The 19548-nt window shown below is 40.8% G+C and carries 14 protein-coding genes; 11 read left to right on the forward strand and 3 right to left on the reverse strand.

All coding sequences use genetic code 11. The features are described 5' to 3' along the window. The first annotated feature begins 15 nt into the window (after positions 1-15). Entirely contained in the window at positions 16-2466 is a 2451-nt protein-coding gene (locus VXS03_RS07615) for a VolA/Pla-1 family phospholipase (RefSeq protein WP_327763000.1), read from the forward strand. 75 nt (positions 2467-2541) lie between these two features. On the opposite strand, the gene VXS03_RS07620 is transcribed toward VXS03_RS07615, so the two are convergent. Then, positions 2542-3756: a patatin-like phospholipase family protein gene (locus VXS03_RS07620; RefSeq protein ID WP_327763001.1), complete on the reverse strand. Its 1215-nt coding sequence runs from the start codon at positions 3754-3756 to the stop codon at positions 2542-2544. Between the two features lie 532 nt (positions 3757-4288). Between VXS03_RS07620 and VXS03_RS07625 the strand changes: the two genes are divergently transcribed. Beyond that, complete coding sequence (locus tag VXS03_RS07625) at positions 4289-5281, forward strand: DUF2860 family protein (RefSeq protein WP_327763002.1); 993 nt, start codon at positions 4289-4291, stop codon at positions 5279-5281. 152 nt (positions 5282-5433) lie between these two features. Next, complete coding sequence (panP, locus tag VXS03_RS07630; RefSeq protein ID WP_327763003.1) at positions 5434-7098, forward strand: pyridoxal-dependent aspartate 1-decarboxylase PanP; 1665 nt, start codon at positions 5434-5436, stop codon at positions 7096-7098. 575 nt (positions 7099-7673) lie between these two features. Here the strand turns inward: panP and torR are convergent. After that, positions 7674-8387 (reverse strand): two-component system response regulator TorR, encoded by a 714-nt coding sequence (gene torR, locus VXS03_RS07635; RefSeq protein WP_005368225.1) that lies wholly within the window; start codon positions 8385-8387, stop codon positions 7674-7676. Between the two features lie 199 nt (positions 8388-8586). On the opposite strand from torR, the gene torC reads away from it, so the two are divergent. The 3 genes from torC (at position 8587) to torD (ending at position 13174) form a co-directional block, all read left to right on the forward strand. Beyond that, on the forward strand, positions 8587-9753 hold the full coding sequence (gene torC, locus VXS03_RS07640; RefSeq protein ID WP_080157636.1) for a pentaheme c-type cytochrome TorC: 1167 nt from the start codon (positions 8587-8589) through the stop codon (positions 9751-9753). A 93-nt stretch (positions 9754-9846) separates the two neighbouring features. Continuing rightward, positions 9847-12375 (forward strand): trimethylamine-N-oxide reductase TorA, encoded by a 2529-nt coding sequence (gene torA, locus VXS03_RS07645; RefSeq protein ID WP_327763007.1) that lies wholly within the window; start codon positions 9847-9849, stop codon positions 12373-12375. A 151-nt stretch (positions 12376-12526) separates the two neighbouring features. Continuing rightward, the gene (torD, locus tag VXS03_RS07650; protein ID WP_080157638.1) at positions 12527-13174 is read left to right on the forward strand and encodes a molecular chaperone TorD; all 648 of its coding nucleotides are present in this window, start codon (positions 12527-12529) and stop codon (positions 13172-13174) included. Between the two features lie 61 nt (positions 13175-13235). Here torD and VXS03_RS07655 read toward each other — a convergent pair whose 3' ends face one another. Next, entirely contained in the window at positions 13236-13388 is a 153-nt protein-coding gene (locus tag VXS03_RS07655) for a hypothetical protein (protein WP_327763008.1), read from the reverse strand. A gap of 215 nt (positions 13389-13603) precedes the next feature. Between VXS03_RS07655 and VXS03_RS07660 the strand changes: the two genes are divergently transcribed. The 5 genes from VXS03_RS07660 to VXS03_RS20280 all read left to right on the forward strand — a co-directional run bounded on the left by VXS03_RS07660 (position 13604) and on the right by VXS03_RS20280 (position 19497). Beyond that, positions 13604-14740, forward strand: a complete 1137-nt coding sequence (locus tag VXS03_RS07660; RefSeq protein WP_327763009.1) for a hydrogenase small subunit — start codon at positions 13604-13606, stop codon at positions 14738-14740. Between the two features lie 3 nt (positions 14741-14743). Further along, positions 14744-16447, forward strand: a complete 1704-nt coding sequence (locus VXS03_RS07665; protein ID WP_327763011.1) for a nickel-dependent hydrogenase large subunit — start codon at positions 14744-14746, stop codon at positions 16445-16447. A 13-nt stretch (positions 16448-16460) separates the two neighbouring features. Further along, positions 16461-17207: a Ni/Fe-hydrogenase, b-type cytochrome subunit gene (cybH, locus tag VXS03_RS07670; RefSeq protein ID WP_327763012.1), complete on the forward strand. Its 747-nt coding sequence runs from the start codon at positions 16461-16463 to the stop codon at positions 17205-17207. A 5-nt stretch (positions 17208-17212) separates the two neighbouring features. Then, on the forward strand, positions 17213-17758 hold the full coding sequence (locus tag VXS03_RS07675) for a HyaD/HybD family hydrogenase maturation endopeptidase (RefSeq protein ID WP_080157642.1): 546 nt from the start codon (positions 17213-17215) through the stop codon (positions 17756-17758). 1139 nt (positions 17759-18897) lie between these two features. Then, entirely contained in the window at positions 18898-19497 is a 600-nt protein-coding gene (locus tag VXS03_RS20280; RefSeq protein WP_442957431.1) for a Kae1-like domain-containing protein, read from the forward strand. Positions 19498-19548 lie beyond the last annotated feature (51 nt).

Raw genomic sequence — 19548 nt, forward strand, 5'->3', positions numbered from 1 at the left:
TCATTAGGAATAACAATGAAAATACGTTCAATGGCATTATTAGTTACCTCGGCACTGAGTTTAATCGCGTGTAAAAGTAACGGTACTTTAGAAAACCAAGCTCCGATTGATCCAAACATTGCGGCAAGTTTACAGGCCGAAACGCAAATTAATTTCGACCTACTCTCTGCCAATAAAAAGCTAATATTACCCACATATTTAGCGATGGATGCTCAAAATGGCACCCTTGCAACAGAAACGATGGCGCAAGATCAAACTAATACTTCAGATCCCTTAGTTGCAATGGGGCAAACTGATGGTTGGAGTACCACTCAGCCTATTACGATTAATTTCACAGGTAAGAATTTAGATCCATCGACAGCTGCGCGTGGTTTTTATCTAATTAAATCAGGCGATCCGACTAACCCGGCAGACACCACAAAACCAACCCGCTTAACCCAACAAGCGGGCGACTTTATGGTAACGGTTTCTGGTGATAACTTAATTGTTATATTACTAAAACCATTAGATCCTGCGAGTAACTACATGTTTGCTGTTACTGACGATCTAAAAGATGTGAACGGCCAAGCTGTAGGCATGAGTAACTCATATGCATTATTAAAGTCGAATAATCTGCCACCAGCACCGGCATTATTACCTGCACAAAAGATCACTCATGCCACTGAAGAAGCTTTCCATGGTATTGCGCAAAAACGCGATATTATCTTCTCATCATGGTTTACGACATTATCATCTGGTGATGTATTATTTGCAGCGAAGATGGCAACGGAAGAAGCTATCGCGCTAGGGGCTAATAATGTATGGCAAGGCTCTGCTATTGCAAAGACAGTAACGCCAGAGCAACTTTCAACATTATTTACGTTTTCTCAACCCGTAAAAGTTGACGATCCAAATAAAGTTGATGGCAAAAGTAATGTCACAATCTATCAAGGCACAGTTTCATTACCGTACTACCTTGATATTCGTGCTAACAAATTCATGAATACTCCTTGGCAAAGTGGAATGCCTAGCCTTGCAAAGATTAAATATGTCTTAAGTAATGGTAGTGATGCGGATAAAGCGACTATTATCGCTCAATTAGCGGATGCAAAAGTTACATTAGCAGACATGGCACAAGTGGCGACAAACCCACAAGTACAAATTAAAGTGCTCACTCGCTTAATGGGTAAAACACTTTATCTAGCCAATGGTAATCAACTCGATCCTAAGCGTCTGATCACCCGTTATAGTGCTGTACCTGAACTTAAATCAGTACAAACAATTGATTACACATTAGTTTTGCCTAACAATAAAAAATGTCAGGCGCTGGGTGCTAACAACGTCACTATTTTCCAACACGGTATTACTGCAGATAAGAGTGTATTAACAGCGCACAGCGATGGTTTACCGTCTTTAGCTGAAACGTTAATTGGCAATCAATGCCGCGCAATCTTTGCAATAAACCAACCACTACATGGCGCAGATCGTGGTATTCATATCATCGATAGCCAAGGTAATAGCAAATATAAAAACGCAGCAATAGATCCATCAATGTACTTAAATCTTGAAAACTTAACTGTTGCACGAGATAACTTACGTCAAAGTACAATTGATGTCGTCAACCTGCGGGCGGCTATTGGTAAATTATTTACCCATGTTCAGCAACAGCAAAAATCTGGCCAAACTTCAACCAACATTTCACCGTTAGAAATGTTAAACCCTAATAATGGCGTAAGTTTTGCGGGTCACTCACTAGGTGCGATTGTTGGTACCAATGTTGGTAATATTGCTAACCGGCCAACAATGAACCCAGCATTTGATAAACAATACTTTGCTATCAATAAACTGGCGTTAGCAAATCCAGGCTCAGAGATCCCTTACCTACTATTAAACTCTGGCAGTTTTGGCGGTCTTCTAAAGGCAGGCGTGCTTCAAAGTACGGTATCTAATCCAGCACAAATAACGCCAGATGTGATTGAAACTGGCAAATTTCTGCAAACATTGAATGCTTGTTATATCGCTCAAGATGATAAGCATAAAGATTTAAATACATGTTATGTAAATAATATTTCAGCGATTAAAGAAAGCAACCCTAGCCTATTCGCCACATGGACGCAGACTTACGTTAAGTTTGCCTATGCAGCACAAACAGTAATGGATCCCGTTGATCCAATTAACCTAGCTAACGGTATTCCAGCATCGGTTCCCGTGTATGTTCAAATGGTTAAAGGTGATAGTACGATTCCAAATGTAACAACGCCCAACAACCTACCTTATTCACCGTTCACGGGTACTGAACCACTGATTAAGCAATTAGATTTAGCAGTAAACAATACAACTAAAGGTTGGAAAGAATATACACCAGGCAGCCATACATCGTTACTTACTGTTACGGCACCAACAGCGAATGACAGCTTCACGATCGAAGCCTCAAAAGCAACAACACAAAATATGCAAAAAGATATGGCTGATTTTTTAAATAAATAATCTAGCTTAATAAACCGCCTTGATAAGCTTGTGTCTACCACGCAAGTTATCAAGGCTTTCTTTTATGTACTAGACCTAACGCAAATGCTGCATTAAAGTGGTTTTTTGATTCAGTAACTGAGCAAAAGTTGTCACAAACTGCTCGCCAATTTGTTTACCCTGCTGATAATCCAACTCTAAATCTTCATAGCTACTTAATAGCGCACTACTATTCAATGTGTCTTCTGGTGCGATTTGAATAACCTGTAGCCCTTGCGGTGGATTGACAAGAAAATCATTCACATCACGATAGGTATGATGATAACGCGCCAACATTTCTAATATTTCTGAACTAGTTCCTTGCCCTGTTAACGCTAATAATCGTTCAACATTCAGCGGTGAAAACCAGCTTTTTTTCGGTACCGCTGCTGTTTTAGTAATGGTATTTTCATCATCAACCGCTTTATCTTCCCAATGCTGTTGTCGCCATTGTTCAAACCGCTGGCTTAGCTCTTGATGAATATTTTTAATCTTATCAACAGACTCATGTAAACTTAATTTATCAATATAATACGGCAATTGTGTTTCAATATTTTCTCGCCAATCATCGAATATACCGCGGTCTTCACCACGGTTCATTTCAGCGACACTGTCATCTAATGGTTCTGTACGAATAACAACCACAAGATCAGCACCACGCCGCCACGCTTCTTTAACAGGAATAGCAGCGCTCACACCACCATCAACCCACTGCAACTCATCCATATTTACGGGCTGGTTATAAAGTAGAGGTATAGCACAACTAGCCAACAGAACTTCACTCCAGTCTTGTTGGTACATAGGCAAATAATAATCTTGTAGCGTGTCTTTACGAGTCGCACATGCAAGGGCTGTTCTATGGGCAAGTGTTTTATGGGCCGTGGCAATATCAAGTGGATATAACCCCGAAGCGGACACTTGCTGCAATGCCCATTCCAAGTTCATTGGCTGTTGCTTACTGAGGTATTTATATAAATTAAAAAATTGATCATCCATCGATACATTACGAATAAAATGATACCCAAACCGTGGTTGACGACTAATAAAAGAAGACAAATTGAGTGCACCGGCTGAGGTGCCAATATATAGCTCAAACGGATCAAATTGATGCTCAAGAAAGCTATCAAGCACACCTGCAGAAAATATGCCTCGCTGCCCTCCACCTTGAACAATTAATGCTATTTTTTTATAAGATGCAGTGTGAATAAGCGCAGAAAAATCAGCGACGGATTTCTCATTGATGTCACGTAAACTAAACGGAAGATAATTCATTTCTTCTCCCTGTTAAATATGCAAATGGCATATATTTAGAAATCCAAGAGAGTCGAATATACAATTTGTACATATCAATAGGAAATAATGTTAGAAAATACCACTCTCATTTCTCTAACATTACCCTTTTCATAACTATGCATGCACAGCAATCAATCCATAACTTGCTAATGTAAAGAGTATGACAGTAACCGTTACCAGCGTAACTTTGAATTCAATATTCATCACAACCTCCATATGTAACATGATATCAACTTTAGTTTATGATCAGATTATCAATAAAATCAATATTCATCGTGATAATTACAACCATCATCACACTATTTAGCGCATTATTTCATCACAGGCATTGCTGTTCAAATAGAACATGATTAGCTTATTATTCGACCAAATGTTGTCACTATTTCACACAATTAATTATCATCAATAACCAATCTATTTTCTAATGCTACACTATGAATATAAATGTCTCACTTATCTTCTATTAACGCTTATAATCTAATGATTAGATTGAATATTTATAGGGAAAATAATGAAACTATTACTCACTGTCGGCTTAATTGCCACTACAATAATTTCCACCACGACACAAGCAAGACCCGTCGATTGGACACCTGGATTTGGCGGTGATATATCATTGGTAGTCGGCTACAACAGATCAAATTCACAGTTTAATAGTGACAATGACACCACCCAAAATTTAACCAGCCATGGTGATGAGCAAGATAAAATGTTTGTCGCCCCTATTGGTAGCCTCAGCTACACCTTTAATGATAGCGATAAGCAACTCTACTTTGGTACTAATCGCTCTGATATTGCCCTTGGTCGATTTCATGTTGAAGCGGGTTATCGACAAAAATTCGCTGATAGTTCTATGCTCACCCTGAGCTACATACCAGGCCTACTGACTCAAAAAACATGGCAAGATCCATACCTTCAAAATGTAGAGCGCAGTAAAACAAAAACCAGTATTAATGCGTTTAGTATCAAACTTAATGATATTCGTGGTTCACGTTTTTCTGGTCAGTTAGCTTATGGTAAATTTAGTGTTGATCAAGAACGTAGTGGCAACGATCCTGTACTTGCACTTACACCCAATGAAAAAGCCGCCCTCAATCGTAATGCGACGGTCCTTTATACTGAAGGTACTTATGTACAACCCTTTAGTCGCAGTCTGATGCTGCGTACAGCGGTTAACTTTACCAACATTGATGCTGATGGTAACGCCATGAGCAATAACATATATGGCATCGCAGCCACGGTTATTCAATTACTGCCCCAGTCTAGTTTTGCATTTACTGTAAATTATAAACGCGCATTATTTGATGCAATCAATCCCGTATTTGATCAAAAACAACAAGATAATAAATACAGTGCTTTCTTTGCTTATGAATATAACCAGCCCTTTAATTGGAAAGGTTGGGGTTTAGTATCACTTATTGGCTATAGCTCTACTCAATCAAATATTGATTTCTATGACAGCAACGATCTCTTCGTCAGCGCAGGCTTAAACTACAAATTCTAATAACAATGCAATAAATAGTCACGCCCTCTGAAACCGTGATTTTATTTCGGGTAGCTATAATTTTAGCTACACCGAAATAATGCGAGACATCACTCAAAATATCGATTAAATTGACTATACTTTGCCAACGTTATGGAAACGTTAAATAAATTATGGCGGCTAATAATCGTACAGCGGATGCATCCCTCGCGTCATTGCATCGCATATTCACAATACCAGAAGCACCTGATTCAACATTAGGCTTAATCGAAAAAGAACTCTCAGAAAACCTTAATGAGTTTCTGCGAACCCACATCGCAGCAATCGAAAAACCCCTCGCTGAAATTGAAAAAGATTTCTCTACTGCGGATATTCCTGAAGTTCCTTCATTTGTTTCTGAACACACTCAATTTCTATTGAATAAACTTGTTGCTCAGTCTGTCCACACAGCGGCACCTACGTTTATTGGTCACATGACCTCTGCCCTCCCTTATTTCATGATGCCCTTATCTAAAATCATGATTGCGTTAAACCAAAACCTTGTAAAGATAGAAACCTCAAAAGCCTTTACACCACTTGAACGTCAAGTGTTAGGCATGCTTCACAAATTAATTTTTAATCAAGAAGAAAGTTTCTACCAACAATGGATGCACAGCGCTGACCATTCTTTAGGGGCTTTTTGTTCAGGTGGGACCATCGCCAATATCACGGCTTTGTGGGTAGCTCGCAATGCAGCCTTACAACCTGATGGTGATTTCACGGGTGTCGGCCAACAAGGTCTACTGCGAGCGATGAAGCACTATGGCTATGATGATCTAGCCATTCTGGTATCAGAACGTGGTCACTATTCTTTGAAAAAAGCCGCGGATGTTTTGGGTATCGGCCGAGACAGCCTGATTGCTATTAAAACTGATGATAACAATCGCGTTGACCTTAATGAATTACAGATAACTCTCGATACTTTAAAGCGTAAAAACATTAAACCTTTTGCGATTATTGGCATTGCTGGTACCACAGAAACAGGCAACATTGATCCTCTAGATCAATTGGCAGATATTGCCGCTGAACATCAATGTCATTTCCATGTTGATGCGGCTTGGGGTGGTGCAACCCTAATGTCAAATAAATACCGACATTTACTTAAAGGAATTGAACGCGCAGATTCTATTACCATTGATGCTCATAAACAGCTCTATATTCCTATGGGAGCTGGCATGGTGATATTTAAAAATCCAGAACTCATGACAGCCATTGAACATCATGCTGAATATATTCTACGAGAAGGTTCAAAAGATTTAGGCAGCCATACTCTTGAAGGATCTCGCAGTGGCATGGCAATGTTACTATTCGCGAGTATGAATATTATTAGTCGTCCAGGCTATGAATTATTAATTAATAACAGCATAGAAAAAGCAGCTTACTTTGCACAATGCATTAAACAGCATTCTGATTTTGAATTAGTTACAGAGCCTGAATTATGCTTACTGACTTACCGTTATGTTCCAGCAAAAACCCAACAAGCATTATTACAAGCAACGCCAGAACAGCGTGAAACATTGTTAGAACTGCTTAATGATCTCACCCAATTTATTCAAAAACGCCAGCGAGAATCAGGAAAATCGTTTGTATCACGCACCCGTATTACTCCGGAGAAATGGCAACGAAAAGCAACAACTGTATTTCGTGTCGTGTTAGCCAACCCACTCACAACCACTGAAATTCTAGAAAATGTACTCATAGAACAACAACAACTTGCACAACAAAGCACTATTAGCTTGCCTGAAATCGTTCGATTGACGCAGCAAATAATTGAAAAAAGAGCCGAAACCAATATATAACGCGCAAATATCTATACGTTATTTTTCTAATTTTAACGTTATATCGCATTTTTTGGTGATTTTGAATTTTTAATTGTCGTAGAAACGCTATTCAATATATGACTATTTTATGAATAACTCACGACTTAAGTATGAACAGTGAATGATTGTAGTATGAATAGCACGATAACAATGCACTCATTTAAGTTATCAATACTCATATGAAGCGGCAGTAAAAACCGCATTTTTGATAGAATCTCGTTTTACAAGAAAATATAGGTCAAAATACATATTCATAAGATTTCATTTTTCAACAGTGTTGTTATTTATATGTTGCACATTAAACCAGCCATTGATAACAACTGTGTCTGCAATGTTGCAAAATAGCCCTGTTATTAATAATGATTCTTATTACCGTGATTTGTTCCTTTTTGACCCAAAAAAATATTCTGTTAATTGATGATTTAAATCAAAAAACACCCCAAATGCAGCTCAAAAAAAATGCCCTATTCTTTTCAAATAGGGCATTTTTATGTCAATTTATGTCATAACTATTTTATTTAAACTACGCTTTACCCGCCCAAATACGACCAATATTAGTCGCCAGCAAACATATATCCTTCGCCATGAACGGTAACAAAAATCTGTGGATTCTTAGGATCTAGTTCCATTTTAGAACGCATTCTACGAATTAAAACATCAATAGTTCGGTCATTTGGCGCTTCAACACGATGGCTTAACATGTTTAAAATACGCTCACGACTTAGCACTACATTTGGGTGTGATGAGAAGGCAACTAACAGCTCATATTCAGCCTTTGTTAGCTTCACAGGAAGACCGTTATGAGTCAGAGCACGTTTGTTAATATCAAACTGCCATTCACCAAAACGAATGATGTTATCTTCCTGCATTTCAACCATAGTTTCGTCACGCGCTTTTTCTACTAACGTCATGCGCCATAACAAGTTTTTTACTCGAACAAGTAATTCGCGAAGTTCAAAAGGCTTAGTTACATAGTCGTCTGCGCCCATTTCTAAACCGACGATTCTATCAATACTATCAGTGCGTCCAGTCACCAAAATAATACCAACTTCAGAGCGGCTACGAAGCTCTCGCGTTAGCATCAAACCATCTTCGCCAGGTAGGTTGATATCAAGCATTACAAGGTCAATTTTTTCCGTTGCCATTATCTCGCGCATCTGTGCGCCACTGTCTGCTTGGCTTACCTTGTATCCTTCGTTCTCAAAATACCCAACTAATTTTGTGCGGGTAACAATTTCATCTTCTACAACAAGTACGTGATGGGTCATGTCGTTCTCTTTTTAGTTTTTGGTTTTCTAGCTGAACGGTAGCACAAACTAAGACCATTCACAATTTGTCATAACTATGCCTTTGCTATTCATTCGTAGCGTTAACCTTATTCATATCGTAACAATAAGATTACCTCATAAAATTTTAACCGTCACCGTAGCCTACGGTGAGCATTCTTTTTAAATGGAATCTTTCAAAATGAAGAAAATTTGGCAGATGTTGACGAAACCAAGTAGCAAGTATTCAATTCTTGCACTGGTACTTGTTGGTATTGGTATCGCCGTGAGCGGCATTTTTGCTGTGCACAAAGGTTTTGAACACGCATCAACCAATGAATTCTGTATTGGTTGTCATACCATGAAACAGAACTACGAAGAGTACACCCAGTCTGTACACTTCAAAAATGCTTCTGGTGTTCGTGCTGACTGTGTTGACTGTCACCAGCCAAAAGATTTAGTTGGTATGATTGAAACAAAGTTAATGGCATCAAAAGATGTATATAACCAGTTTATTACCAAGAAAATCGATACGCCTGAAAAATTTGAAGAGCACCGTTTAGAATTAGCTCAGATGGTTTGGAAGCGTATGGAAAAACAAAACTCAAGCACGTGTAAGAGCTGTCACAACTATTCAGCAATGGATCATGCTAAGCAATCACCTGAAGCCGCAGCTGCAATGACAGACGCTGCTGCAAAAGACATGAACTGTATTGAATGTCATAAAGGTATTGCACACGAACTTCCAAACATGGCTGGCGGTTTCCAAAAAGACTACCAAGCGCTAGAAGCTGAAGCGACCTCTCAAGGTGCAACAGCTGAGAAGCTTTACTCTCTAGGTGAGAAAGACATCTTCGCGACTGACGATGCCAAAGGTAAGTCAGAAGGTAAATTACTGCCTGCTTCTGAAGTCACTGTACTTGAACGTAAAGGCGACATGCTAAAAGTTGAAGTTAACGGCTGGTTAGAAAAAGCGGGTAAAGGTCGCGTAATGACTGAGTACATGGGCAAGCGTGTCTTTAAGGCAACTATCCGTGGTGAAGTGAAAGCGAACGAGAAAATCATTAAAGAAGAAACTGATCCTGCAACTAACATTGTGTGGCAGAACATCAGTGTTCAAGGTTGGATCACTAAATCAAACATGATTGATAGTATCAAACCAATCTGGAACTATGCAGAAGATATGTACGCGTCTACTTGTAACGCTTGTCACGCGGCGCCAGACCCAGGCCATTTTACTGCAAATGGCTGGATCGCAAGTCTGAAAGCCATGAGCTCTTACTACCGTCTGACTAAGACTGAAGAACGCACACTACTTAAATATCTTCAGAACCACGGCAGCGATACAGGTGGTGCTGGCGCGCATTAATCCAGCGCACCAATAAACGATTAAATGATAGGCGGGTGATAATGGTTATCCCCGCCCCATCGATAAAAATTAAAGTTTAAGGATTCTCCAACTATGGCGACTCAAAACAATCATAAAGGCATTACACGCCGCCGCTTCCTATCTGGTCTTGCTATTGCAAGTGCTGCATCAGTTGTCGGTACTAGCCTACTTGCTCCTCGTAAAGCAATGGCAGCAACAGATGCTGTAACTGGTTTCAACGGTGAAGTGCTTTGTGGCTCTCACTGGGGTGCTTTCCGCGCTAAAGTTGTTAACGGTGTATGGACTGAAACCACGCCGTTTGAAAAAGACCCACACCCAACAGTCATGCTAGATGCTGTACGTGAAGTGGTTTACAACCCTGCACGTGTTAAATACCCAATGGTACGCATCGATTGGTTAAAGCAAGGCTACCGTTCTGATACAAGCCAACGTGGTAACAACCGTTTCGTACGTGTGCCTTGGTCACAAGCATTAGATTTCTTCCAACACGAGTTAAACCGTGTTCAAGAAACTTACGGCCCAAGTGCATTATACGCAGGTCATACTGGCTGGCAGTCTGTAGGTAAACTGCACAACGCCGGTACAATGATGAAGCGTGGTATTAGCCTTCACGGTACTACCCTTGGTAAAATGGGTGACTACTCAACAGGTGCTGCACAAGTTATTCTTCCTTACGTTGCAGGTGCAATGGAAGTTTATGAACAGCAAACCTCTTGGGATATTGTGCTTAAAAACACAGATACCATCGTAATGTGGGGTACGGATCCAGTTAAAAACCTTCAAGTAGGTTGGTTGGTTCCTGATCACAGCGTATACGGCTCATACCAGCAGCTTGCTGAAAAAGTGAAAAACAAAGAAATTAAAGTTATTCACATTGACCCAGTACGTAACGAAACAATGAAATTTGTTGGCGGTGAGCAGTTACCTGTACACCCACAATCAGATATTCCGTTGATGTTGGCGATTGCGCACACGCTATACACTGAAAATCTATACGACAAAGACTTCATCGCAAACTACACCACTGGCTTTGATAAGTTCATGCCTTACGTGATGGGCGAAACTGACGGTATCGTTAAGACACCTGAATGGGCAGAGAAAATCTCTGGCATCAAGGCAAGTCAGATTCGTGAACTAGCACGTACAATGGCGGGTGGTCGTACTCAGCTTGTTGGTGGTTGGTGTCTACAGCGTATGCAACACGGCGAGCAATGGGCGTGGATGCTGGTTGTTCTTGCTGCAATGCTTGGTCAAATTGGTCAACCTGGTGGTGGTTTCGGTTTCGGCTGGCACTACAATGACGCAGGTACTATCACCTCTGCTGGCCCGTTAATGTCTGGCTTTAGTGGTGTTACTGGCGTAGAACCAATCTACAACGGTTCATTTAAAGGTTACGCAAAAACGATCCCTGTTGCACGTTTTGTGGATTGTATCTCTAACCCAGGTACTAAGATTCAATGGAATGGTAGCGAAATTACCTTCCCTTACATGAAGATGGCAATCTTCAGTGGTAACAACCCATTTGCTCACCACCAAGATCGTAACCGTATGATCAAAGCGTGGACGAAGTTAGAGACCGTTGTTTCTATCGAGCACCAATGGACAGCCACTTGTCGTTTTGCAGATATCGTCTTACCTGCAACAACTACTTACGAGCGTGATGATATCGAGCAGTTTGGTAACCACTCCAACAAAGGTATCCTTGCATTACGTAAGATTGTTGAGCCAATGTTTGAATCTAAAGATGATTTCGATATTTTCCGTGAGCTATGTGCGCGCTTCAACCGTGAAGAAGCATTTACTGGCGGTAAAAAGAAAATTGAAATCATTGAAGAAATCTACAATGGTGCGCGTCTGCAAGGCCGTGGCATCGGTGTTCGCATGCCAACCTTCGCTAAGTTCTGGGAAGGTGATGGTTACATTGAATTCCCTGCGGGCAAAGAATGGGTACGTCACGAATCATTCCGTAACGAACCAGATCTTGAGCCACTAGGTACAGCATCAGGTCTTATCGAGATCTACTGTAAGACAATCGCAGATATGGGCTATAACGACTGTCAAGGTCACCCAATGTGGTTTGAGAAAGAAGAACGTAGTCACGGCGGTCCACGCTCTGATGTCTACCCGCTTCACTTACAGAGCTGTCACCCAAATAACCGTTTGCACTCACAGTTATGTTCATCAACTGACTTCCGTGCAACTTACGCTGTTGCGGATCGTGAGCCGATTTACATCAATACTCAAGATGCAGCCGCACGAAATATTAAATCAGGTGATTTAGTACGCGTATTTAACGGTCGTGGCCAAGTATTGGCTGGTGCAGTAGTAACAGATGATTACTCGCCTGGCGTATGTCGTATTCATGAGGGTGCTTGGTATAGCCCACTTGATGGCGGCAAAGCAGGTACAATTTGTACTTACGGTGATCCAAACGTACTAACGTTAGATATCGGTACTTCTAAGCTAGCACAAGCAACATCAGCACATACTGCTGTGGTTGATATTGAGAAGTACACCGGTCCCGTACCTGAAGTAACGGGCTTTAACGGTCCAACTTATGAAACAGGTATTGACCCACTATTCCCAGCAATGGATAAATAATCCCTTGTTGTTAGCATAGTAAATCAAGCCATAAAGGCGATGAATCTTATTTTCATCGCCTTTATTTCATTTTTTAGAACCTATTCTAATAACCCTTAGGTATACTCTACCTAACTGCTTTATTTGAATATGTTTTATGTCTGGAGTGACCATGCAAGAATTTATCGCATTCAACGAACAACGTGCTGAAATCTACTGGTGGATGTCTTCGCTTTTTGCCCGTGAATTAAGTGATGCAGATCTACATGAATACCATGGCGGTGAGATGTATACGTTCCTGTCTGGTCTTGGTATGACAGAGGAATTAAAAGCACCTGTTGATACTTTTCGTGCTGCCATTAAGAAATCTCATGCACGTAGTGACGAACAGCTAGAACTTGCTGCTGATTTTTGTGGTTTATTTTTAAGCACCCCAAAATCAGGTGCTTTGCCTTACGCATCAATGTATGTTGGCAAAACAGGCTTACTAAACGATAAGCCAGCCCAAGAAATGCATGAACTTATGGCATCATTTGATATTGCCCAGCGCAAAGAATTTAATGAACCCGCAGATCATCTTGCGATTGAATTAGACTTTATGGGCAATTTAATCATCATGGGTAATCAGCAACAGACAGAAGAACAACGTGAAGCATTAATGCAATCACAGCTGTCATTCATCAACACCATGCTATTAAACTGGTTACCCTTATTTGCTAAAGAATGTCAGCTTCGAGATCAATTTGGTTTCTATGCTGCAGCGGCAAATCTATTGCTCGCTTTTTGTATGCTTGATAAGAAATTTCTACTTGGTGAGTAAGCTTATTTAGCCGTTAGCTCCCTTTGTTAAACGCCCATATTTAATTAAATATGGGCGTTTTTTATGCTGCTTTACTAAAAAAATCTAATTTTAGGATTTTCTCAATTATTCCTTCAAAATATTTATATTTTAATCCACTTTTATATTGCATAACCACGCATAAGCCAGCCCAATAGCTCAAACTCGAACCATAAATAAAATCATTAGCTATCATTGCGTTACCATAAAAAAAAACACCGCAATATTATCAAATAATAACGTTTATCATTACCGAACGTTAAATTATGCATAGCATCATTTTTGACTTTTTATATTGTCACACAAAATTTCAAAATCTGATGTAGATCAAATATTTGTATTGATTTAAGTCATAATATTAAATAGTAATACTTTCAAAGTATATTTAATCATAGCTAACAAGGTTGATAGATGGATTCGCATGCAGCCCTTTTTGAACTCGGCCAAAAACGTCTTGCCGAGCTTCGAAAAATGAAACCTCTTCGTGAGGGTTCTTTTCAGAAAAAACTTGAAAAAAATGGCATTACCCGTCGTGACTTCATGATTTGGAGTGCAACCATCACTTCATTACTGGCACTACCCCTACCTTTTAGTACCATGGTTGCCGAAGCTGCAGAGCTTTCAGATCGTGTACCACTTATATGGTTGAGCCTTGCCGAATGTACTGGTTGTTCTGAATCATTAGTACGTAGTACTACACCAGATATTAGTACATTACTGTTTGAACATGTATCACTTGAATACCAAGAAGTGCTCATGGCTGCCGCTGGCGATCAAGCAGAAGAAAACCTTGATAACGCAATGAAAGCCTACAAAGGTCAATACCTACTTGCTGCTGAAGGTGCCGTACCAACAGCTAACAACGGTACCTTCCTTACTATAGGTAGCAAAGCTGAAACGGGTATTTCACTGATTAAACGCGTTGCCGCAGATGCAGCCGCCGTTATTTGTGTGGGTACATGTTCATCTTTCGGTGGTATCCAAGCCGCACGCCCTAACCCAACCGGCGCAAAAAGTGTCGGTACGATTATTGACCGTCCAGTGGTTAACGTTGCGGGTTGTCCACCAAACCCGACCAACATTACTGGTACATTAATGTACTTCATCATGTTTGGTCGCCTACCTGCATTAGATATTTTCAACCGTCCTAAATGGGCTTATGGCGCACGTGTTCATGATAACTGTGAGCGCCGTGGTCACTTTGATGCGGGTGAATTCGTAACTCAGTTTGGTGATGATAATGCCAAACAAGGTTACTGCTTATTTAAAATGGGTTGTAAAGGTCCTTACACTTATAACAACTGCCCTACAGAGCGTTTTAATGCCCACACCAGCTGGCCAGTACTTGCAGGTCATGGTTGTATCGGTTGTTCTGAACCTGATTTTTGGGATGACATGGCAGATTTCGAAAAACCATTAAGCCGTCAACCTGTCCATGGTTTAGATGCTACCGCAGATACCATTGGTGCCGTTATTTTAGGTGTCACTGCCGTTGGTATTGGTGCACACGCCGTCAGCAGTATTTTTGCTAAAAAAGTCGAGGAATAATTCATGAGCAAGCGCGTCGTTATCGATCCCATTACTCGTATCGAAGGCCACTTACGCATCGAAGTTGAACTTGATGCGAATAACGTAATCAACAAGGCATGGGCATCTTCTACCCTATTTCGTGGTCTTGAAATTATCATGAAAGGTCGTACACCATACGATGTCGGCCTATTAATGCAACGCATCTGTGGTGTATGTACATCATCACACTACCTATGTGGTACGTTAGCAGTTGAAGATGCAATCAATGCCCAAGTACCTATCAATGCGAAATACATTCGAAGCTTGATTCTAACTACCCTGCAATTGCATGACCATATTGTGCACTTCTACATTCTGCATGGTTTAGATTGGATAGATGTTGTTTCTGCCTTAAGTGCTGATCCTGCAAAAGCTGCGGCTGAGGCAATGAAATATTCAGCAACACCAATGGCTGCTGGTGAAGGTGATTTACGTGCTGCACAAGAAAAAGTACAGGGCTTAGTCAATACAGGTAAGTTAGGTCCATTTGCTAATGCTTATTGGGGTAACAAAACTTACAAATTCACACCAGAGCAAAACTTAATCGGTTTAAGCCATTACCTTAAAGCTCTTGAAGTTCAACGTATTGCAGCTGAATCAATGGCGGTTTGGGGCGGTAAAAACCCACACCCACAATCAATTGTTGTTGGTGGCGTAACCTGTGTACGCGACATGCTAGACCCTGCTCGCCTACAAGAATTTAAGCAAAAATATCAACACGTTGCAGATTTTATTGAACGTGCATATCAAGCTGATATTTTAATGGCGGCAGCCGCTTACGGTAAAGCGCCAAGTGTGCTTGGTGGCTGTAATGTTGATACCTTCATGTGTAGTGAATCTATTTTACTTAACCCAGATGATCACTTATTCGTAAGTGGCGTTATTCGTAATAAAGATTTATCTAAAGCAGAAAAAATTGATATTAATCTGATTGCGGAAGATGTAACTCACTCATGGTATGACGCTAATAAGCCTCAACACCCATACGATGGCACAACTATCCCTGAGCACACCCCATTTATTGAGCGCGAGACTATTGTTGGTAAACGCCCGACAATCAACGAAGCAGGTAAATATTCTTGGGTAAAATCACCACGTTATAATGGCGAACCTGTTGAAGTAGGTCCTCTTGCAACAATGGTTGTTAACTACGCACAGGGGAACCCTCGTGTAACACCAATTGTAAATGATTTCCTAAAACAAACAGGCCTTCCTGCTGGTGCGTTATTTACCACGCTTGGTCGTACTGCTGCACGTATGCTGCATACATTAACTATCTCTCGTTATGGTTTAGAAACCTTTGAATCTATGGTGCATAACCTCAATTCAGACCACACAACTTACATTGAACCTACCATTGATCCTGATAAAGAATACAAAGGTGTAGGCATCATTGAAGCACCGCGTGGTTTCTTGAGTCACTGGTTACGCATTAAAGATGCAAAAGTTGAAAACTACCAAGCAGTAGTACCAACAACATGGAACGCAGGTCCTATTGATGGTAACGGCAAAGTGGGACCATACGAAGCATCGTTAGTGGGTTTACACCTTGAAGATCCGAAAAAACCGCTAGAAGTATTACGTGTTATTCACTCATTTGATCCTTGCATGGCGTGTTCAGTACACGTAATGGATTATAAAGGCCAATCATTGAGTGAATTCCGTATTCCAGCTCAGGCAATGTAACTAAGGATTTATCATGTCAACAGATACCGTGTTGTATAAACGATCCTATGTATTTTCATTCATTATCCGTTTATGTCACTGGTTACGTGCCTTTGCAATTTTTGGGTTAGTTGTTACTGGCTTTTATATTGCTTGGCCGTTTTTAGTTGCACCCAATAGCACCAATGTGCTTGAGCAAGGCTGGATCCGTTTAGTACACGAGGTGTTAGGCTTTATTTTAATTGCCGTGACCTTAATTCGTGTCTATCTGTTCTTTTTCAGCCACAGTAATGTTGAACGCCGCTCAATTCAGGACATCATCAGTCCAAAGAGCTGGGTAAAACAGATCAAAGCCTATTTTTGGATGGGTAATGCACCCCACCATGGCGCTTATGGTCCATTGCAACTCATGGTTTATGCAGGGATTTCTATCGCTGCCATCTTCATGTGTGTGACTGGCTTAACGCTATATGCTAATGTGTACCACTTAGGTATTGGTGGCATGATGTGGGAACCTGCTCAATGGGTCGCATACGCGATGGGCGGGTTAGATGAAGTGCGTAAATGGCACCATTATATTACTTGGGCATTCATTATTTTTGTATTGATCCACGTGTATATGGTGATTTGGACAGGGATCCGTTTCCGTAACGGTTCAGCTGATGCCATTATGTCTGGTTACGATTACCACCCAGTAAACGTAAAAAAAGCAGATAAAGGCAATCATCCAGTCCAGCATCATGCTCACCACAATAGTCATTCAAAAAATAAAGGCCACTAGCGCAAATGAAGATATTGCTGCTTGGTATTGGCAATGTCTTGTACGCCGACGAAGGAGTCGGCGTACATTTCGTCAATTATCTCACAGAAAATTACCGCTTTACGCACCCCGACCATCAGATTGATCTTATTGATGGCGGCACGTTAGCACATTGTCTTATTCCGACATTAACCCAATACGACCACCTGGTTGTGGTTGATACTGTTAATGCCGCTGATGTAGATGCTGGTGAAGTGTATTTCTTTGACTTTGATAAAGCCCCTGCTGAAATCGATTGGCAAGGTAGTGCTCACGAAGTTGAAATGCTACAAACATTAATCATGATGGAATTGGTTGGCGATCGTCCAAAAACGTATGTTTTAGGGGTAACACCAACAGTTTTAGAACCTATGCACATGGGTTTAACGTCTAAAATTAATGCTGCAATACCGATTATGGAGTCTGCATTGATTAAACACCTTTCCGCACTCGACATAGATTGCGAAAAAGTGAACAATATTGATATTAACAGCCTGATTCCAACTGCTTACAAGCGAGGTATTGAACAATGAAATTAATTCAGTTTTCTTTTACCTGTTCACGTCCTGTGCCCTTCTACGCGCAATTATGTAACGATTATTTAGCGAGCCAACCAGTAGAAATTACCATTGGCTATGAAAAAAATCGTTATATCATTGAAGCCGTTGGCACCCAACCACAACTTGAAGCACTAGCAGACAAAATAGCAAAAGATTTTTTACTGTCTATTTGGCTGATTGACTCTTCAATTAAAGAAATTCGTCACCGCGAAGGGCGTATTGTTCCTTTAACAACAACGCCACATCAGCTACCGTTTTGCAGTTATTGCGAACCCGCTCTTGGTGATAACCAATCTGAACTCTTTGGTGAGATTGGCATTACCTGTTCCCATTGCCATGGTGAAAATCTGGTTGATTCCTCGATTAGCAAGGAACAAATTCAGCAATGGGCTGATACGGTAATGAACACGGGTCATGTTAGCTTTAGCTTACCGCTGCCTAACAACCAACAACACGAGTTTCATCTAAGCCGTGGTCCGATTGCTGCAACACAGCACCAGCGTCAACAAGTTATTATCTGTAACCCTAATAATGTACCGATGCATTTTATCGTGCCATCAATCCATGTATTAGCGTTATCAAGCTTAGAAAAACCCCGTGTTACTGTTCGCGCTAAACGTCACCATGCTCAGCTTGATCAACCTTTATATGATCTCTGCTTTAGCTACAATCGTGTATTAACAGTACTCACTGAAATGTTACGTGTGCGCGGTATCGATTATTTACACATTGAAACCAATCATCAACAACCGTTAATTGCACGCATTAATAAAGGGTGGAGTCAGGTTTGTAGTGATCCTGCTATTCATCCTCTCGTGCCGTTTAAATCGGTTGAGCCTTTACACGATCAGGCTTGCATCAATGGCCTAAACGCCTATTGGAGCAAACGCCGCATTCGGTTTGATTACCAACCCAATCATGCTAATGATGTTCCAGCTCATACCTTGCCTATCTGTGCATTGCATGGCGGAATGTTAGAATCAGGTGTTGGTCGTCATAGTGCCGCGATTTATTTTGGTCGTTATGCTGCTGGTGAAATTGTCAGCCAAGATAAATTCACTCGTACAGATACCTTCTTAGTAATGCCTACCCTGCCACATTCTGGTGCAGAAATGATTGCAGTATTAGCTGCGGGTGAGCAAGCAGAAGTATTGGCTAAATTTAAGCAGCAAATACCGGTGAGTTATAATGCACTTAACAAGCTAGTCTTGAATGAGTGCAATGATCAACTTTCAGGATTATTTGCTGTTATTGCAACGGTTCTTGGCCTATCAAAATCGGGGCATGATAGCGTTCAATATCTTAACGATGCACTGATTGCTAAATCACTACACAATGATAGTAACCAAGGTCATCGTGTTGATTTTTCATTAGACATGGTAAATAGCAAACGCACCATTGATTGGGCAAAAATGCTCGGCAGTTTAATGAGCTTTAGCTTAGTGGTTGATGAAGTCGACTATGACAAACTTGCCTTTGGTGTGATGGACTCACTAGCAGACTATATTGCTAACTGGATCGAACGTATGGACGAAACAGGTGGCATTAAAGCCGTTACCCTTGCAGGTAGTGACTTTGCTAATGAAGTGCTAGCAGATCGCATCTGTTTACGTGTAGGTAAGAACTTCCCTATCGTAACAAACCGCAAGTTAGAACTTGATGGCAGCAACTTAAGTGCTGGTGCCTTGTTCTTGAAAATGCGCCGCCGTTAAGGTTTATTCTATTAAATTAAATAGCCCCATTGCTTTTAGTGATGGGGCTTT

The sequence above is a fragment of the Photobacterium sp. S4TG1 genome (genome assembly GCF_036040035.1).
In the GTDB taxonomy this organism is placed as follows: domain Bacteria; phylum Pseudomonadota; class Gammaproteobacteria; order Enterobacterales; family Vibrionaceae; genus Photobacterium.